The sequence below is a fragment of the Kitasatospora sp. NPDC001095 genome (assembly GCF_053598615.1).
In genome coordinates, this window is the sequence record NZ_JBSFKQ010000026.1 from 66487 (window position 1) to 84796 (window position 18310).

General features: G+C 72.5%; 16 protein-coding genes. 7 read left to right on the forward strand and 9 right to left on the reverse strand.

Annotation, left to right across the window (positions count from 1 at the left end; genetic code table 11):
• Positions 1-89 precede the first annotated feature (89 nt).
• On the reverse strand, positions 90-1916 hold the full coding sequence (locus ACWDBB_RS21660) for a phosphoenolpyruvate carboxykinase (GTP) (RefSeq protein WP_449791163.1): 1827 nt from the start codon (positions 1914-1916) through the stop codon (positions 90-92).
• 284 nt (positions 1917-2200) lie between these two features.
• Between ACWDBB_RS21660 and trhA the strand changes: the two genes are divergently transcribed.
• Positions 2201-2875 carry a PAQR family membrane homeostasis protein TrhA gene (gene trhA / locus ACWDBB_RS21665; RefSeq protein WP_449791164.1) on the forward strand — a complete coding sequence of 225 codons (675 nt, stop codon included), beginning with the start codon at positions 2201-2203 and terminating at the stop codon, positions 2873-2875.
• Here the strand turns inward: trhA and ACWDBB_RS21670 are convergent.
• The 3 genes from ACWDBB_RS21670 to ACWDBB_RS21680 all read right to left on the reverse strand — a co-directional run bounded on the left by ACWDBB_RS21670 (position 2846) and on the right by ACWDBB_RS21680 (position 5510).
• Complete coding sequence (locus ACWDBB_RS21670; protein ID WP_449791165.1) at positions 2846-3505, reverse strand: hypothetical protein; 660 nt, start codon at positions 3503-3505, stop codon at positions 2846-2848. The two genes, trhA and ACWDBB_RS21670, sit on opposite strands and share 30 nt — an antisense overlap.
• A gap of 419 nt (positions 3506-3924) precedes the next feature.
• Complete coding sequence (locus tag ACWDBB_RS21675) at positions 3925-4815, reverse strand: hypothetical protein (protein WP_449791166.1); 891 nt, start codon at positions 4813-4815, stop codon at positions 3925-3927.
• Between the two features lie 8 nt (positions 4816-4823).
• Positions 4824-5510 carry a papain-like cysteine protease family protein gene (locus ACWDBB_RS21680; RefSeq protein ID WP_449791167.1) on the reverse strand — a complete coding sequence of 229 codons (687 nt, stop codon included), beginning with the start codon at positions 5508-5510 and terminating at the stop codon, positions 4824-4826.
• 299 nt (positions 5511-5809) lie between these two features.
• Here ACWDBB_RS21680 and ACWDBB_RS21685 point away from each other — a divergent pair, with 299 nt between their 5' ends.
• Entirely contained in the window at positions 5810-6742 is a 933-nt protein-coding gene (locus tag ACWDBB_RS21685; protein WP_392923894.1) for a hypothetical protein, read from the forward strand.
• Positions 6743-6899: 157 nt separating this feature from the next.
• On the opposite strand, the gene ACWDBB_RS21690 is transcribed toward ACWDBB_RS21685, so the two are convergent.
• Both ACWDBB_RS21690 and ACWDBB_RS21695 read right to left on the reverse strand, forming a co-directional pair.
• Positions 6900-8939 carry a thioredoxin domain-containing protein gene (locus ACWDBB_RS21690; RefSeq protein WP_449791168.1) on the reverse strand — a complete coding sequence of 680 codons (2040 nt, stop codon included), beginning with the start codon at positions 8937-8939 and terminating at the stop codon, positions 6900-6902.
• A 159-nt stretch (positions 8940-9098) separates the two neighbouring features.
• Entirely contained in the window at positions 9099-10709 is a 1611-nt protein-coding gene (locus ACWDBB_RS21695; protein ID WP_449791169.1) for an AMP-binding protein, read from the reverse strand.
• Between the two features lie 180 nt (positions 10710-10889).
• Between ACWDBB_RS21695 and ACWDBB_RS21700 the strand changes: the two genes are divergently transcribed.
• The 3 genes from ACWDBB_RS21700 to ACWDBB_RS21710 are packed head-to-tail and all read left to right on the forward strand — an operon-like array spanning position 10890 to position 14132.
• Positions 10890-11354, forward strand: coding sequence for an acyl-CoA thioesterase (locus ACWDBB_RS21700; RefSeq protein WP_449791170.1), 465 nt, complete (start codon positions 10890-10892; stop codon positions 11352-11354).
• Positions 11351-12913 carry a class I adenylate-forming enzyme family protein gene (locus ACWDBB_RS21705; protein ID WP_449791171.1) on the forward strand — a complete coding sequence of 521 codons (1563 nt, stop codon included), beginning with the start codon at positions 11351-11353 and terminating at the stop codon, positions 12911-12913. Before ACWDBB_RS21700 ends, ACWDBB_RS21705 begins: the two co-directional genes overlap by 4 nt.
• Before the next feature lies 1 nt (position 12914).
• Complete coding sequence (locus ACWDBB_RS21710) at positions 12915-14132, forward strand: MFS transporter (RefSeq protein ID WP_449791172.1); 1218 nt, start codon at positions 12915-12917, stop codon at positions 14130-14132.
• Positions 14133-14182: 50 nt separating this feature from the next.
• Here the strand turns inward: ACWDBB_RS21710 and ACWDBB_RS21715 are convergent, their stop codons facing one another.
• A complete protein-coding gene (locus ACWDBB_RS21715; RefSeq protein WP_449791173.1) occupies positions 14183-15076 on the reverse strand; it encodes a LuxR C-terminal-related transcriptional regulator in 894 nt (297 codons plus the stop codon).
• Positions 15077-15610: 534 nt separating this feature from the next.
• Between ACWDBB_RS21715 and ACWDBB_RS21720 the strand changes: the two genes are divergently transcribed.
• Positions 15611-16372, forward strand: a complete 762-nt coding sequence (locus ACWDBB_RS21720; protein WP_449791174.1) for a hypothetical protein — start codon at positions 15611-15613, stop codon at positions 16370-16372.
• A 94-nt stretch (positions 16373-16466) separates the two neighbouring features.
• Here the strand turns inward: ACWDBB_RS21720 and ACWDBB_RS21725 are convergent, their stop codons facing one another.
• Together ACWDBB_RS21725 and mca are read right to left on the reverse strand one after the other, a co-directional pair.
• Positions 16467-16658, reverse strand: coding sequence for a hypothetical protein (locus ACWDBB_RS21725; RefSeq protein WP_355255494.1), 192 nt, complete (start codon positions 16656-16658; stop codon positions 16467-16469).
• 49 nt (positions 16659-16707) lie between these two features.
• Entirely contained in the window at positions 16708-17613 is a 906-nt protein-coding gene (gene mca / locus ACWDBB_RS21730) for a mycothiol conjugate amidase Mca (RefSeq protein WP_449791175.1), read from the reverse strand.
• Positions 17614-17856: 243 nt separating this feature from the next.
• Here mca and ACWDBB_RS21735 point away from each other — a divergent pair, with 243 nt between their 5' ends.
• A complete protein-coding gene (locus ACWDBB_RS21735) occupies positions 17857-18270 on the forward strand; it encodes a DUF4307 domain-containing protein (RefSeq protein WP_449791176.1) in 414 nt (137 codons plus the stop codon).
• Positions 18271-18310: the final 40 nt, after the last annotated feature.

The window sequence follows — 18310 nt, forward strand, 5'->3', positions numbered from 1 at the left end:
TCGCCCGGCGGAACTCCGGCCGTCCTGCCGCTCGGCGGGGCGCGCGGTTCGTGCCGCGCGCCCGCCTCTCTCGCGGCTGAGGCTCAGGCTCAGCCGAGACGCGCGACGAGGTTCCGGTACTCGTCCCACAGCTCCTTCGGGGTGTGGTCGCCGAAGGTCTCCAGGTGGGCCGGCACGAGGGCGGCCTCCTGGCGCCAGATGTCGGCGTCCACGGTGAAGAGCAGGTCGAGGTCCTCCTTGGACAGGTCCAGGTCGCCGAGGTCGAAGCCCTCGACGGTCGGCAGCACGCCGATCGGGGTCTCGACGCCCTCGCCGGTGCCCTCCAGGCGCTCGACGATCCACTTGAGCACGCGGCTGTTCTCGCCGTAGCCGGGCCAGACGAACTTGCCCTGGGCGTCCTTGCGGAACCAGTTGACGTAGTAGATCTTCGGCAGCTTGGCGGCGTCGGCCTGGGCGCCGACCTTCAGCCAGTGGGCGAAGTAGTCACCCATGTTGTAGCCGCAGAACGGCAGCATCGCGAACGGGTCGCGGCGCAGCTCGCCGACGGTGCCCTCGGCGGCGGCGGTCTTCTCGGAGGCGATGTTGGCGCCGAGGAAGACGCCGTGCTGCCAGTCGAAGGACTCGGTCACCAGGGGGACGGCGGTCGCGCGGCGGCCACCGAACAGGATCGCCGAGATCGGCACGCCCGCCGGGTCCTCCCACTCCGGGGCGATCGTCGGGCACTGCGCGGCCGGGACGGCGAAGCGGGCGTTCGGGTGGGCGGCCGGGGTGCCGGACTCGGGGGTCCAGTCGTTGCCGCGCCAGTCGGTCAGGTGCGCCGGGGGCTCCTCGGTGAGGCCCTCCCACCACACGTCGCCGTCGTCGGTGAGGGCGACGTTGGTGAAGACGGTGTTGCCCCAGAGGGTGTCGATGGCGTTGGCGTTGGTGTCCACGCCGGTGCCGGGGGCGACGCCGAAGAAGCCGGCCTCGGGGTTGATGGCGTACAGGCGGCCGTCGGCGCCGAAGCGCATCCAGGCGATGTCGTCGCCGATCGTCTCGACCTTCCAGCCCGGGACCGTCGGCTGGAGCATGGCCAGGTTGGTCTTGCCGCAGGCCGAGGGGAAGGCGGCCGCGACGTACTTGGCCTCACCGTTGGGCGGGGTGAGCTTCAGGATGAGCATGTGCTCGGCCAGCCAGCCCTCGTCGCGGGCCATGGTCGAGGCGATGCGCAGCGCGTAGCACTTCTTGCCGAGCAGGGCGTTGCCGCCGTAACCCGAGCCGAAGGACCAGATCTCCTTGGTCTCCGGGAAGTGCGAGATGTACTTGGTGGTGTTGCACGGCCACGGCACGTCCGCCTCGCCCTCGGCCAGCGGGGCGCCGACGGTGTGCACGGCCCGGACGAAGTCGCCGTCCTCGCCGAGCTGGTCCAGCACGGCCTGACCCATGCGGGTCATCACGCGCATGGAGACGGCGACGTAGGCGGAGTCGGTGATCTCGACGCCGTACGCGGCCAGCGGGGAGCCGACCGGGCCCATCGAGAAGGGCACGACGTACATCGTGCGGCCCTTCATCGCGCCGCGGAAGAGGCCCTGCTCGCCCTGGAACAGCTCCCGCATCTCGGCGGGGGCCTTCCAGTTGTTGGTCGGTCCGGCGTCCTTCTCCTGCTCGGAGCAGATGAAGGTGCGGTCCTCCACGCGCGCCACGTCCGTGGGGTCCGAGGCGGCGTAGTAGGAGTTGGGGCGCTTCTCCTCGTTGAGCTTCTTGAAGGTGCCCTGAGCCACCAGCAGGTCCGCGAGGCGCTGGTACTCCTCGTCGGAACCGTCGCACCACTCGATGCGGTCCGGCTGGGTGAGCTCGGCGATCTCGCTCACCCAAGCGAGCAGCTGCTTGTGGCGGGTGGGCGCGGATGCGCTGAGAGCAGAGATCTCGTACGACACGATCGCTCCGTTTCACGCCATCTCGGCGAGGAGACGGCGTCGCGGGGGTCTGAGGGTGCTTGCAGCGTAGCTCCGGACCCACGACCGGAACGCGGCGAAGCGTCGAAATTGACGCATCTTTTACTACAGCCAGTATGATTACTGGTGAGTAACCCGCCACCCGAGCCCCGGACGGAGTGCGCGGCGCCACACTTCAATTACTCCAAAACGTCCAACAGTGATGATCGCCACTTCCTACGCGTCAGTAACCTACGGATCCGTAGGTAGCGGGTAGCATGCTGCGCATGACTGCTGCTGCGCTCGCGGAGAGTGCACTCACGGAGAGCAAGCCGAAGTGGCGCGGCTGGCTGCACGCCGGGATGTTCCCCGCCACGGTGGCCGCCGGGATCGTGCTGATCTGCCTGGCCGACTCCACGCCCGCCAAGATCGCCTGCACGATCTACTCGGTCAGCGCCTGGCTGCTGTTCGGGGTCAGCGCGGTGTACCACCGCTTCGACTGGGGACCGCGCGGGGACGCCGTGCTGCGCCGGCTGGACCACGCGAACATCTTCCTGATCATCGCCGGCACCTACACGCCGTTCACGATGCTGCTGCTCGAGGGCGCCGCCCAGCAGCTGCTGCTCTGGGCGGTCTGGGGCGGCGCGCTGGCCGGGATCGCGTTCCGGGTGTTCTGGGTCGGCGCGCCGCGCTGGCTGTACACGCCGGTGTACCTCGCGCTGGGCTGGGCCGCCGCCTTCTTCCTGCCGGACTTCCTGCGCACCGGCGGCGTCGCCGTCCTGGTGCTGATGATCGTCGGCGGGGTGCTCTACAGCATCGGCGGCGTGGTGTACGGGCTCAAGCGGCCCAACCCCTCACCGCGCTGGTTCGGGTTCCACGAGGTGTTCCACGCCTTCACCCTGGGCGCGTTCATCGTCCAGTACGTCGGCGTCTCACTGGTGGCGTACAGCGCGGCCGGCTGACCCCGGCGCACCCCGACGGGCGGTCGAACGGTCCACGGACCGGCCGGCCGCCCGTTCCGCCGTCCAGGGCCGCTCGTACGGGGCCCGGATCTGCGGACGGCGCGAGTAGGCCGGGTGGTCGGCGCCACCGGGCTCCGACTGCGGGCCCCCGTCCTGCAGCAGCCCGTGCGCGTGGTGCAGCTCGCCGTGCGCGCCGTGCGGCTCCCCGTGCGCGCGGTGGAGCTCGCCGTGCGACTCCCGGGAGGGCTCGGGCGACGGCCGGTGAAGCTCGCCAGGCCCGCCGGGCGGGGTCGGGAACGTCGCGGACCCGGAGCGCCGGACCGCGCCGGCCGAACGGGCCCGCGCCTCCCGGGCGTCCAGCGCCTCGCGGGCCCGGCGGCAGCGCTCGCAGTGCGCGGCGTCCGGGGTGCCGCGGTGCGGGCGGTGCCGGACCGGGGCCGACCCGCCGTGCAGGGCGCGCCAGCGGCGGGCGACGTGGACCATGAGCAACACGGTCTCGATCCCGGCGACCGCCAGGACCAGCCGGGCGCCGTTGATCAGATAGGCCGCGACCACGGCCAGCGCCGATCCCACCACCACCGCCGAGCCCCACACCTGGGCGCTCATCTGCTTGTCGTCCGCGTCGGCCACCTCGGTCCCCTTTCCCGGTGCCGGGCTCGTGGTCGGCTCCCGCCGCCCCACCTCTTCTCCGCTCTCGGCACGCGTCGGCCAGCACTGACCGATTGCCACATGGTATCTACCCTCAGTCATGGTCGACTGCACAGGGGCGGCGAACGACAGATCAACGTTGCGTCAATTCCTCGTGCGGAAGCAGCACTTCCAGGACACATCACGGAGCGTGCCCGAGCCCTGCCGCCCCACCCGGGCCGGCGGCCGGAGCGGGGCCGCCCAAGGCCTCCCCGGGAACGCCGAACCCGGCCCTCGACCGCCTGGTCGAGAGCCGGGTCCGACACTCCCGCTGTTCTCTTACGCGCGCGTGGCCGACGTGTGTGTACGGCATGCACGGCGGGCAGCGGAGCCCGGCCCGACCGACCGGGCCCCGCCCGCCGTCAGCCCCGTCGGACGCCCGTCCTCCGCCGCAGCACGGCGCCCGCGCCCACCAGCGCGGTGGCACCCAGGGCGGCCACCGCCGTCACGGCCGGCAGCGGCGAACCGTCGCCCGCGGCCTCCGCCACGGGCGGCGACACCGCCTCGGGCCGAGCCGCGGTGTCCGCCTCGTAGCCGCCGCCCCCGCCCGCCCGGTCGTACGCCGAGCCGGGCAGCTTGTCCCCGTACCGCTGGTGCACGAGCTGCTGGTACGCGGCCAGCGTGACCCCGTCCGCGCCCACCGAGCGCAGGGCCTCGTCGTCCAGCGGCAGCACCCGGCCGTCGCGCAGCACGTACCAGGCGTTGACCTGCGGCTCGCGGAAGGCGGTGCCGCCGCCGCTGCCCGCCGCCTTCGCCGCGTAGTCGCTCTCGTCACCGCCCGAGGCGATGTTGACCACCTTCCAGGCCCCGCCCTGCCGGACGGTCCAGACCGAGGCGCTCTGCCCGTCCGCCGCGACCACCTTGCTGGCGGTGAACTCGGCCTTCGCCACCGGTGCGCCCGGGGTGCCGGCCACGAAACCGGGGTCCAGGAGGTACACCGGCACGGTGTCGCCGGCCAGCCGCGGCGCGGCCGCGCTCGCCGCCCGGGCCTCCTCGGCGGCGCCGATGGTCAGCTGCCGGGTCGGCGGGACGCCCTTGCGGGCGAAGAAGTGGCCGACCTTGTCGAGGACGGCCGGGTCCTGGACCGCGCTGCGGGCCTGTGCCAGCTCGGCCGCGGGCACCGGGTCCGGGGCGGACGGGGAGTCCGCGTACGCGGCCGGGGCGAGCGCCGACGCGAGGCCGGCGGTGAGCAGGGCGGCGGCGACGACGGTGACGGTGGTGGCGGCCCGACGGCGGCCCGTGGTCTCGGCCATGGTCGCCCTCACGCGCCGATCCGGTACAGGGAGTGGGTCCACGAGAACGTGGAGTTGTTCACGTAGTACCAGTAGTCCGCCCAGTTGTAGCGGTAGTTGGAGGGCCACGGGTCGCCCCAGTAGACCCAGTTGTTCCCGGTGTCGTAGCCGTACAGGACGTGCATGTGGCCGCCGCCCGAGCTCCACTGGATGCGCGTCTCGATCGGGCGGTCGGCGTTCACCTCGGACTGCACGGTGCCGTAGTTCAGGTACCCGTTGACGTACGAGCCCGGGTTGATCCCGACCCAGTTCAGCCCGTTCTGCACATCGGCCAGCGTGGCCTGGCTGTTGGGGCAGGAGGAGTTGGCGGCCCGGCCGAACGCGGCGTTGCAGAACTGGTTCTGGCTGTAGTTGTAGCCGAACCAGGTGGCGATGGTGTTCCCGCTCGCCGCCCAGCACCAGTTGGTCTGCTGTTGCTGCTGCATGGTGATGTTGAGCTTCTTGTAGGTGCCGGCCAGGTCGGCCGTGCTGCCGGGCGCGGCCGCCTGGCGGACCTGGTGGGCGGCCCGGTCCTGGTGCGCGGCCGGGGCAGCGAGCGCGGGTGCGGCGGGGGCGGCGAGCGCGGGTGCGGCCACCGCGGCGGTGAGCGCGGGGCCCAGCACGCCGAGGGCGAGCACGGAGACCGCGCGGCGCAGCCGTATTCGTGGAACTGGCATGGGGGAAGTGCCTCCTTGCACGAGTGGAGCGAGGTGCCGTGTGGGGGCGCGGTCCGGATCGCGCCCCGAGCATCGCCTCTCGTCAGGTACGGGTCAACGGCTCTCGGTGGGGCCAGGACCGAGGTGTGAACGGACGGGCGCGGATGTGAACGGCGCCCGCGAAACCCCCGCGCAGCAGGCCAGCACCGGTGACAAACCTCCGCACCGATGTGAATATTCACGGTCAAAAGCCGGTCCGTCCCGAACCGTTCCCCGAACCGTCCCCGAGCCGGACCCTGCCCCGCCCCCAGGAGGCCGCCATCCACAAGAGCGACCCAGCCGACCTCGCCGCCGCCCTGCGCACCGGCCCCTTCCACCTCGCCCTGCGCACCGCGATCTCCACCCGGGGCCTCGCCCTGCACCGCGTCCGCCGCCACCTCGCGCTGCGCGGCGTCAACGTCGGCCTCACCAGCCTCAGTTACTGGCAGCAAGGGCGCCGCCGACCGGAACGCGCCGAGTCACTGCGCGCCGTCGCCGCCCTGGAGGACGTCCTCGACCTGCCCGAACACTCCCTCACCCGGCTGCTCGGCCCCCGCCGCGCCGCCGACCCCGCCCCGACCGGCCCGCCCGTCCGCCCCTACCGCGACCTCATCTCCCCCGCGGTGGCCGTCGACGGCCTGCTCGCCACCCTCGCCGGTCCGCGCGACACCGGGCTGCACACCATCACCCACATCGAACGCATCCGGGTCGGCCCCGACCGCCAGCTCGCCCGCCGCGACTCCCAGCACGCCCTGCGCGCCCACCGCGACGGCATCGACCGCTACCTCGCCCTCTACCAGGGCGACCCGGGCAGCGACATCACCCGCGTCGGCGTCCGCGCCGAGGAGAACTGCCGCCCCGGCCGCATCCGCCGCGACCAGGCCCACCACCTGCTCGCCGCCGAACTCCTCCTCGACCGCCGCCTGCGCGCCGGCGACACCCACCTGCTCGGCTACGGCTTCGACGACGCCCCCTCCCCCGAGCCCAGCTGCGAGTACGTCCGCGGCTTCAACGCCGGCGCCGGCCAGTACGTCCTCCAGGTCACCTTCCACCCCGCCGCCCTCCCCGTGCGCTGCCACCGCTTCGCCCTCCACTCCCCCGGCGCCGCCCCGTACGAGACCGAGGAGCTCACCCTCGACGGCCACCACTGCGTCCACCTGGTCGCGACGGCGCTGCGGCCGTGCCTGCTGGGTATCCGCTGGGACTGGGAGTGAGGGAGCCGGTGGGCGATGGCGAGCAGGACGGTGTTCTCGGCGGGGCGGGCGGCCAGGAAGGCGCCCGCCCGGTCGCGGAACTCGTCGAGTGAGGTGCCGAAGGTCCAGGTCATGGCCCATGGTGGACCAGGTCCGGACCGGTGCGCCAAGGATGTGCCTACTCGACCGCCGTGCCCAGCTTCTCGGCCAGCGCCGCCGGATCGGTGGTCGGGGCGTCGCAGGCGAAGTGCCGGCAGACGTACGCCGCGGGCGCCCCGCCGATCAGCGGCCGGTCGGCCAGCAGCGGCACCTCGGACTCCCCGGGCGCGCCGACCGCGACCACCGCCCCCGGCGCCGTCCCGAGCAGCGCGGCCCGCCGCAGCGCCGCGGTGGCCGGGTCGCCGTCTGGGCCGATCACGGCGACCTCGCGCGGCCCGTCGAGCAGCGCCTCGGCGACGGCGAGGCCCCAGCCGATGAACCGCGGTGCCCGGCCGGCGAGCGCGCCGACCACGCCGAGAGCCCGCTCGGCGGCCGTGCGGTGCCGGTCGGAGCCGGTGTACGCGGCGTAGGTGAGCAGCGCGCCGGCGGCGGCCGTCCAGCCGGACGGGGTGGCGTTGTCGGTCGGGTCCTGCGGGCGGCGGATCAGCTCCTCGGCGTCGTCGGCGGTGTCGTAGAGCGCGCCGGAGGCCTCGTCGGTGAAGTGCTTGAGAACGGTGTCGAGCAGGCCGCCCGCGAGCTGGAGCCAGGAGGCCTCGCCGGTGACGGCGTACAGCGCGAGGAAGCCCTCGGCGGTGTCCGCGTAGTCCTCCAGCACACCGGCGTTGGCGCCGGGCCGACCGTCCCGGGAGGTGCGCAGCAGCCGGCCTTCGGGGGTGAGGTGGACGGCGAGCAGCAGGTCGGCGGCGCGTTCGGCGGCCTCGACCAGGTCGGGGCGGTCCAGCAGTGCGCCGGTCTCGGCGAGCGCGGCGATGGCCAGGCCGTTCCAGGCGGCGACCACCTTGTCGTCCCGGGCCGGGGCGGGCCGGGCGGTCCGGGCCTCGGCCATCCGTGCCCGGATCGTCTCGTACTCGGTGAAGTCCTCGGGGTCGGAGAGGAGTTGGAGCACCGAGGTGCCGTGCTCGAAGGTGCCCTCGGCGGTGACGGTGAACAGCCGGGCGGCGGTGGCCGCGTCGGCGGGGCCCAGCAGGTCGACCAACTGGCCGGGTTCCCACGCGTAGTACGCACCCTCGGCGGACTGCCCGGTCTCCTCGTCCAGGCTGTCGGCGTCCAGCGCCGAGGCGAACGCGCCCTCGGGCGTGCGGAGTTCACGCAGCAGGAAGTCCGCCGTGGACAGCGCGACCCGGCGGGCGAGGCCCGATCCGGTGGCCCGCCACAGGTGCAGGTAGGCGCGCAGCAGCAGCGCGTTGTCGTACAGCATCTTCTCGAAGTGCGGCACCACCCAGCCGGCGTCCACCGCGTACCGGGCGAAGCCGCCGCCGAGCTGGTCGTGGATGCCGCCGCGGGCCATCGCCTCGCCGGTGCGGACGGCCATCTCCAGCGCCGCCTCCGAGCCGGTCCTGGCGTGGTGGCGCAGCAGGAACTCCAGCACCATGGCCGGCGGGAACTTGGGCGCGCCGCCGAAGCCGCCGCGGTTCTGGTCGAAGTCCCGGCTGAGGGTCACCAGCGCCTGGTGCAGGTCGGCCTCGCCGGGCGGGTGGTGGGCGCCGGCCGAGTAGACGGCGGCCCGCTCGGCCAGCTCGGCCCGGATCCGTCCGGCGACCTCGCCGACCTCCTGCCGCCGGTCCCGCCAGGCGGCGTCCACGCCCTCCAGCACCTGCCGGAAGGACGGCATGCCGTGCCGGGGCCGCGGCGGGAAGTAGGTGCCGAAGTAGAACGGCTCCTTGTCGGGGGTGAGGAACACCGTCATCGGCCATCCGCCCTGCCCGGTCGCGGCCTGCACCGCCTCCATGTACACGGCGTCGACGTCGGGCCGCTCCTCCCGGTCCACCTTGACCGCGACGAACCGCTCGTTGAGGTACTCGGCGAGCTCGGCGTCCTCGAAGCTCTCGTGTGCCATCACATGGCACCAGTGGCAGGCCGCGTAGCCGACCGACAGCAGCACCGGCACGCCGCGCCGCCGCGCCTCGTCGAAGGCCGCCTGCTCCCAGGGCCACCAGTCGACCGGATTGTCGGCGTGCTGAAGCAGATACGGCGAGGTCACACCAGCCAACCGGTTCATGCGCCCCAGCCTCTCACAGCGCCCCGAGCCCGACGGCGGAACCCACGCGTGTCCGTCCGCTCGGCCGCTGTCCCCTGTCCCCTGTCCGCTGTCCGCTGTCCGCTCAAGCGCCATCGCCCGGTGGACGGGGGTCGCCCCGGTCGGGCTCCCCCGTGCGGCTCACTTCCGCAGGGCGCTGCGCAGGAGCTTTCCGGTGTTGCCGCGCGGCAGGTCGGCGGTGAACTCGATCGCGCGCGGGTACTTGTACGGCGCGATGTCGCTCTTGACGAAGGACTGCAGTGCGGCGACGAGTTCCTCTCCCGGCTGGTGGTCGGCCGCGAGCACCACGTACGCCTTGACGATCTCGCCGCGCCCCGGGTCCGGCACGCCCACCACCGCGCACTCCGCGACCGCCGGGTGCCGCAACAGCGAGTTCTCCACCTCGGGCGCGGCGATGTTGTAGCCCGAGCTGACGATCATGTCGTCGGAGCGCGCCTGGAACCAGAAGTAGCCGTCGGCATCCTTGATGAAGACGTCACCGGTGAGCGTCCATCCGTCCCGCACCTGAGCTCGCTGGCGGGGGTCCGCCAGGTAGCGGCAGCCGGTCGGGCCCTTCACCTGCAGCAGGCCCGGCACTCCGTCCGGCACCTCGGCCCCGCTCTCGTCCACGACCCGCGCGCGGAAGCCCGGGACCGCCCGGCCGGTGGCGCCCGGCCGGATGTCCTCGTCGGCGGCCGAGATGAACACGTGCAGCATCTCGGTGGAGCCGATGCCGTCGACCAGCCGCAGCCCGGTGGCCCGCTCGAAGGCCTGCCAGGTCGCGAGCGGGAGCGTCTCGCCGGCCGAGACGCACAGCCGCAGGCTGGCCAGGTCGTAGTCGTCCAGCGTGTCCAGGACCCGGCGGTAGGCCGTGGGCGAGGTGAACAGCACGTTCACCCGGTGCCGGGCCACCGCCCGGAACAGCTTGTCCGGCGTGGTCTCCTCCAGCAGCAGACTGGCCGCGCCCACGCGCAGCGGGAAGATCAGCAGACCGCCGAGCCCATAGGTGAAGCCCAGCGGCGGGCTGCCGGCGAAGAGGTCGGTCGGCTCGGGCCGCAGCACCCGGGCGGAGAAGGTGTCCGCGATGGCCAGCACGTCCTGGTGGAAGTGCACGGTGGCCTTCGGCACACCGCTGGTACCCGAGGTGAAGGCGATCAGCGCCACGTCGTCGGCGGCCGTCGGCACGGCCGGGAACACGCCCGTACGGGCCTTGGCCTGCCGCCCGAGCTCGCCGCCGTCGTGCACGTCGTACCGGACCACGGTCAGGTCGTCCCCGGCCGCGAGCTCCAGTTCCTCGGTGAACCGCTCGTCGCACAGCGCGAACCGCACCTCGGCCTTGGCGATCACCTCGCGCAGCTCGACGGCGCGCAGCAGGGCCATCGTGGTGACGGCGACGCCGCCCATCCTCATCACGGCCAGCCAGCAGATCGCCAGCCACGGCGAGTTGGGCCCGCGCAGCAGCACCCGGTTGCCCGGCCGCAGGCCGTGGCCGTGCACCAGCTCCTCGGCCGTCCGGTTGACCAGCTCGGCGACCTGGTCGTAGGACCACACCGTGCCCGCCTGGTCCAACAGGCAGGGCCGGTCCCCGCCGAACCGGCCGATCGTCCCGTCGAGCAGCTCCGCCGCGCAGTTGAGACGCGGCGGGTAACGCAGCTCGGGCAGGTCGACGAGGATCTCGGGCCACTCCTCGACCGGCGGAAGACGGTCGCGGGCGAAGGTGTCGACGTGCGCGGATGGGATCGATGCGTCCATGGCTCCTCCGGAGACTTGACGATCCACCCTCGGGTCCGGGCGCGATCAGGCATTCGATTCGACCGCTTCCTGCCAGCGGCACGGGCGGGGAATGGCAACTTCCTGCCAGCCGCGAGCCGGGTCGCCGGGAGCCGGGTGAGAGTGGCAGCGAAGATCGAGCTCGGAGAAGGAGACGCGGTCATGCAGCCGGCCAGTCAAGAACCGGAAGGCCGGCGGTTCCGCCTGGAACGCCGGATCTTCTTCCACCATTGCGACCCCGCCGGCATCGTCTTCTACCCGCAGTACCTGGTACTGCTGAACGAGGTCCAGGAGGCCTGGTTCAGCGGCTGCCTCGGCGTCGACTACGCCGCCCTGTTCACCAAGCGCCTGCTCGGCGTGCCGACCGTCCGGCTGGAGTGCGACTTCCTCGCACCCAGCCGCCTCGGCGACAGCCTGACGCTGGAGCTCGCGGTGGAGCGGATCGGCACCAAGTCGCTCACCATCGGCTACGAGTACCGCGGCACCGAGGCCGGCGAGGTGCGTGCGCGGTTCAAGACGGTCCTGGTGTTCACCTCCCTGGAGACGCACCGGGCCGTTCCCATTCCTGACGACATCCAGGCCGGCCTGCGGCACTGGCTCGCGACGAGGGGCGACAGCGAAGAATGAGCAGTGGTCTGCTTGACGACCCCCGACTCGGGGCCGGGAACCTCTTCCGTCTGGCCGCGGCCGCGACCCGAGGCGCCGCGCAGAGCCGGATCGAACTGGACGTGCCGTACCTGACGCTCGACGGCGAGCAGGTGCACGGGTTCACCCTGAACGCGCTGGACGAACTGACCGACCGGGTGGCGGCCGGCTTCCACAACGACGGCATCCGGGCCAAGGATCCGGTGGCCGTCTTCCTCGACGAGAGCGTGCGGTACCTGATCCACTACATCGCGCTGAACAAGCTCGGAGCGATCCCGGTCTTCCTGAACAGCTCGCTGGACCCTGAGACCGCCCGCGCCTTCATCCGGCGGGTCGGCGCCGTGGCCGTGGTCTCGGACCCCGAGCGGCTCGCCAAGGACGCGCTGGACCTGCCGTACTACGAGGCGGACCCGTACTCGCCGGACCAGGTCGCGTACTTCCAGCACACCGAGAACGACCCGGTGCTGATCGCCCACACCTCCGGCACCACCGGCGTGCCGAAGGCCGTGCAGTTCAACCACTTCGGCTTCTTCTTCGGCATCAGGCAGCAGGCCGACGCGGACCTCGGCGAGCGCATCCTGTCCGTGCTGCCGCAGAGCCACGCCTCGGCGATCTCGGTGCTGATGTCCGGTGTGCTGCGCGGCCTGGACGTCATGCTCGCCACCGAGCGCTCCCCGCAGCGGCTGGTCGAGCGGTTCGCCACCTTCCGCCCGCAGTTGGTGGTCGGATTCCCCAAGGTCTTCGTCGACCTCTGCCGACTGGACCCGGACCCGGCGGACTTCGCCTCCATCTCGTACTGGATGTGCACCGGCGACGCCAACCACGAGCAGCACATCCGCAAGCTGGTCGCGCTCGGCAACCACACGGACCGCTCGGGGCAGCGGCAGCCCGGGTCCCTGTTCATCGACAACTTCGGCTCGTCCGAGTTCGGTTTCGCCATGTTCCGCCAGGTGCACACGCCGACCAGCGACCGCTACGGCCGCTGCATAGGCCGTCCGTTCGCCTGGATAGACGCCCAGGTCTTCGACGACCGGGACGAACCGCTGGGCCCGTTCGCGGTCGGCCGGCTCGGCCTCAAGTCGCCGACGGTGACGGCCGGTTACTGGAACAACTCGCTGCTCAGCGAGAAGAACCGGGTGCGCGGCTACTGGCTCACCGGTGACTTCGCCTTCCGCGACGAGGACGGCCGCTTCTATCACGTCGACCGCACCACGGACGCCATCACCACCAGTCGCGGCACGGTCTACAGCACCCAGACCGAGGAGCTGATCCTGCGCAACTTCCCTGAGCTGCAGGACTGTTCGCTGGTGAAGTCGGAGGACACCGGGGAGCTGGTGCTGGCCGTCGAACCCGCCGACCCGGCCGCCGACCTGGACGGGCTGTTGACGCGGATCAACGAGACCCTGACCGCCGCCGCCCTGCTGCCGGCCGACCGGATCCTCGTCAAGGGGAGCGAGGAGTTCACCGGCGTGACCGGCAAGGCCCTCAAGCGGGCGATGCGCCGGTCCTACACCGCCGACGGAGCTCACGGACAAGCCTGACATGGCGGTTGAGAAGACCCTCCGATCGGGGCCGGGAACCCCCGCGGGCATCCCGGCCCCCAGCCGACGGCCCCGGGCCGCCTGGGCCGTGGCCTGGCTGATGGGCGCCCTGATCGCGGGCGCCACCGTGCCCACCCCGGTCTATCCGCTCTACGCGCACGAGCTCGGGCTCACCCCGCTGCTGGTGACGGCGGTGTTCTCCACCTACGCACTGGGCACGCTCTGCACGCTGCTGCTGTTCGGCGGCATGTCGGACCGGATCGGGCGCCGCCCGATCCTGCTGGCAGCCCTCTGTCTGGGCCTGCTCAGCTGCGCCCTGTTCGCCGTCTCGCCCACCCTGCCCGGCATCCTGGGCGGGCGGCTGCTGTGCGGCTTCGCCGTGGGCCTGTCCTCCGGCGCGGCGACGGCCTACCTCGGCGAGCTGCTGGCCGACCGGCGCAAGGCGGCCCTGGTAGCCTCGGCGACCAACATGGCGGGCCTCGGCATCGGACCGATGCTCTCCGGCGTCCTCGTCCAGTACGGCCCCGGCCCGATGCTCCTTCCGTACCTGGCGCTGGCCGCCCTGCTCCTGCCCGGGTTCGCCGTGCTCGCGCTGCCGGAGACCGTCGTCCGCGCCGTCGGCCCGGTCCCCCTCCGCCCGCAGCGCCTGCGCATCCCGGCCGAACACCGGTCGGCGTTCGCCTACTCCGCGCTCGCCGCGCTCGGCCCGTTCGCGACCCTCGGCCTGTTCGCCGCCCTGGCCGGCACCTTCCTCCGGGACGGCCTGCACATCACCAACCACCTGATGGTCGGCGTCGCCCCCGGCACCGCCTTCACGGCGGCCGCGCTGGCCCAGGTCTGGGGCAGCAGGGTCGCACCCCGGACGGGCGTCATCGCCGGCATGGCCGTCCTCCCGGCCGGGCTGGTGTCGGTCGTCGCCGCGATCCCGGCCGTCTCGCTGTCGCTCTTCCTGGTCGGGGCGGCCGTCTCCGGCGGGGCCGCCGGATTCGCCTTCCGCTCCGGCCTGGCCCTGCTCTCCGCCAACGCCCGCCCCGACCAGGCCGGCCGACTGGTCTCCGGCTACTTCACCTCGGCCTACCTCGGGCTGTCCCTGCCAGTGGTCGGCACCGGCCTCCTGCTCGGCGCCACCACCCTGCTCGTCACCGCCGCCGTCTTCACCGCCGCGGTGACGGCCATCGCCCTGCTCTGCATCGTCCCGGTCGCCCGCGCCCGCGGATGACGGGGCGCCGGACCGGTTGCCGGTCGGGTGGGTCCCACCCGGAACACCCGTCAGTGGATCTCGCGGTCCTGCAGCTGGTGCAGGAGGTAGCCGGCGTGCAGCCGGTTCTTCGCGCCGAGCCGCCGCATGATCTCGGAGATGTGGCGCTGGCAGGTGCGCATGGAGATCCCGAGGCGGCGGGCGATCGCGCGATCGTCGACTCCGTCCACCAGCAGGCTGATGATCATCGCCTTGGTGTCGTCCGACGCTATCTCCACCATGCTGCGGTCGTAGCCGGGGGACAGCGGCAGCGCGCTCGACCAGGCGAACTCGAAGGCCGCGTACATGAAGTCGACCACGCTCGGATCGCGTACCACCGCCGCGCTCAGCGGATCGTCGCGCAGCTCGATCAACGCGACCGTCCGATCGAAGATCATCAGGCGCGCGAAGTCGTTGCTGGTGGTCCGCACCTCCGCGCCCTGGCCGGTCACGTGCTCGACGAAGGTCAGCGTGGGCTGACTGTGCCTGGCGGGGTGCTGGTAGAGCGTGCGCAGCTTGACGCCGCGCGCCAGGAGTTCATCGGCGCGCTCCAACGACTCCGCCAGGGCCTCCTGGTCCCGGGCTCCGCCGGGCTGGGAGGCGACCACCTCGCGTCGGCTCGCCGCCGCGAGCTCGGCTATCACGCCACGCGCGGCGCCGACACCCAGCACGGGCTCGATCGGCGACGACCGGGCACCACGGAGCACCTTCTCCTGGTAGGCGGCCACCAGGCCGGTGTAGGTGGACCAGAGCCGGTCGGCCTCCCGCTGCCGCCGCGCCAGATCCTGCAGCACCGGTGCCAGCATCCGGATGCGGGCGGCTTCCGGGGGCACCGCCACCAGCCGACCGACATCGGCGGCACCGGCCCGTAGCAGCTTCAGCCTGAGTAATTCCGCTACCGCCAGCTTGACTTGACTGTCAGTCAAGTTCAGATCGTGCCCCGCCTCGGCGAGAGTCGGCGGAGAGGACTGCCGGAGCGTGAAGTCGTAGAGGATTTCGGCGGATTCGCCGAGCGGCGCACGAACCACGCCCGGAACTTCCCGATTTGACACGTGCCGTCCCCCTGGCGGATATGTGCAGGCCGAAAGAAGATAGCCCAGGCGGATGGGAAATGGCGCCTGTGGCTGGGCATGCTGGAGTGGTTGCGGTCGATCACGAACCGACAACGAGAAGGACTTGAGGGGGGACCGTCATGAGAATCGTCCGCCAGGTGTTCGCAGCTGCCCTGGTCGACGTCCTGACCACGTCCGCGGGCTCGCCACCCCCGGACCTCGGCGGGGACTGACAGCGCCGACCGGACCGGCCCCGCACCCCTCGCCGCGGTGGCCGGCCTTGGACTGCCCGGAGGTCGCGCCCGCCCGAGCCCCCGCGCGTCCGACCGTTGCTCCCCACCACCGCCGACCGCCGGGCCGCCGCGCGCGCCCGGACGAGCTCGGCCATACGGACCCGCGGAGAGGCACTTGACCAGCATCGGGCAGTCGTTAGAGAACCTCAGCTCTCCCACCCTGCCGGCGCTGCGCGACCTGGCACTGCAGGTGGCGGAGATGGCCGGCCGGCTCTCCGGAGGCGTGGCGTACGGCCTCCGCCCCGACGCGGCCCCCGAGGACGCCCGCTCGGTCGCAGCGCGCCTGATCCAGCAGTGCGGCCACCGCGTGGTCAGGGCCCAGAGCAGCTACGCCGACGGGCCGCACGAGTTCAACGACCCGCTCCTGGACCGGCTGCACACCCAACTCCTGGCCCGGGGAGGTGAGGTCAGGATGCTCGTCACCGGCACGCTGCTCCAGGACGAGGAGGCGCTGGCCAAACTGACCGAGCTCGCCACCGCAGGGGCGCAGATCCGGGTCTCCCCCTGCGGGCTGCCCACCGCCGTGATCACCGACGGCCTGGTCGGCCTGCTGGCCTCGGAGCGCAACGCGCCACTCACCGTGATCTCCGGTCGGGAGGCCGTCCGAGCCATCTCCCTCCTCCATGACGCCGTCTGGACCCAGTCCACCGGCCTCGTGCCCGACCACCGGGGCTGGACGGCCGACGAATGCTCCGTGCGCGTCCTACAGGCGATCAGCCGGGGCTACACCGACGAGCGGGCCGCCCGGGAGCTGGGCCTGTCGGTGCGCACCTACCGTCGGCACGTGGCCGCCCTGCTCACCCGGCTCGACGCGGGCTCCCGGTTCCAGGCCGGCGTGCGGGCGGCCCAACTCGGCCTGATCGGCGCGGCGGCCTGACCGAGGCGGCGGCCTGACCGGCGCCGCGCGCCCGACGGCGGGCCGGGCCGAATCCGGCGGACCGAAGGCCGGCCCCGTGGGACCGGCCGTCGGCTCACTCCTTCGGAGCCTCCGGCTGCTCGACGAAGTCGACCTTCTTGAACTGCCGGTTCATCGACTTGGCCAGGAACCAGGTCGCGACGCCGAGGGCGGCGAAGACGACGAAGCCGAGGAGGCCGGGGGTGACCTTGGCGTCGTCGACGGCGAGGTCAGCGGCGAGGTGGACGAGGTTCACGGAGGCACTCATATCTCTATGGTGGCCCGGCTCACGGGGAGCCGGGCCATCGGGGGGTGGTTCAGTCGCGCGTGTCGGCGGCCTCGGCCGCCAGGGTGGGCGTGCGCAGGCCGGCGAACAGGTCGTCCTCCGGCAGGTCCACGTCGACCAGGGTACGGCTGAGCTCGTAGTCCTCGGTGGGCCAGACCTCGCGCTGGACCTCCAGCGGGACGCGGAACCACGGGCCGTCCGGGTCGATCTGGGTCGCGTGGGCGATCAGCGCGCGGTCGCGGGTCTCGAACCAGTCGTCGCAGCGGACCCGGGTGGTGATCTCGCGCTCCTTGCGGCCGCTCTTCTCCCAGCCCTCGATCCACTCGCCGTACGGCGACTCGTGGCCGTGCTCGGTGAGGTACGTGTGGAGGGCCCGGATGCGGCCCATCGGGAAGCCGTGGTTGTAGTACAGCTTGAGCGGCTGCCAGGGCTCGCCGGCCTCCGGGTAGGCGTCCGGGTCGCCCGCGGCGTCGAAGGCCAGCATGGTGATCTTGTGGGTCATGATGTGGTCCGGGTGCGGGTAGCCGCCGTTCTCGTCGTAGGTCGTGATGACCTGCGGCTTGAACTCGCGGATCAGCCGGACCAGCGGCTCCGCGGCCTCCTTGACGTCCTGGAGGGCGAAGCAGCCCTCGGGCAGCGGCGGCAGCGGGTCCCCCTCGGGCAGGCCTGAGTCCACGAAGCCCAGCCAGGCCTGCTTGACGCCGAGGATCGCCCGCGCCTCGTCCATCTCCTTGCGGCGCACCTCGTGGATGTTCTCCTCGACGTACCGGTCCCCCTGGAGCTTGGGGTTGAGGACCGACCCGCGCTCGCCCCCCGTGCAGGTGGCCACCAGCACGTCCACGCCCTGCTCGACGTACATGGCCATGGTGGCCGCGCCCTTGCTGGACTCGTCGTCCGGGTGGGCGTGCACCGCCATCAGTCGCAACTGCTCAGTCAACGCCTTGCGTTCCTTCCACACTTGTCGGGCGTTCCGCGAAGTCCGGGTCTGCCCACCGTACGAACCGCTCACTTCGGGACCGCGTCGCCGCGGGGCCGGGCCGCGGAACGTCGCCGGCGCGGCCGAGCCCTGCCCCCGCCGGACCGGCCGCGGGCGTGCCCCTCCTATAGTGACGGACTGGAGGAGCGTCGCATTCCCCCGCACCACCCGCGCGGCCCCTCCCCCAGGAGAGGACGGAGTCCGATGAGTGCAGACACCACCGCCACCGGTCTGCCCGAGGGGCGATACGGCCGCGGCGGCGACCGCGACTCGGACCGCCGCCTGAAGGTGATCGGCGCGGTCTGCGGCGTGCTCGGCCTGGGCCTGATCGCCTGGCTGGGCGGCTCCTACATGCTGCGCGAGTCGAAGATCAACGGCTCGGTGCCGACCTTCCAGGTGCTCTCCGACTCCGAGGTCCAGCTGCACCTCACCGTACGCAAGGGCGACGGGCAGGCCGGCACCTGCACCGTGCGCTCGCAGGGCGACGACCACGGGGTGGTCGGGGTGGCCGACTTCCCGGTCCCGGCGGCCGGCTCCAGCTACGACGCGGTGGTCACCCTGCGCACCACCTCGCGCGGCACCACCGCCGAGCTGCTGGGCTGCACCCCGACCAAGTAGTGGTCCCGCCGGGCAGCGCGCCCCCGCCGGGCGCCGCGCC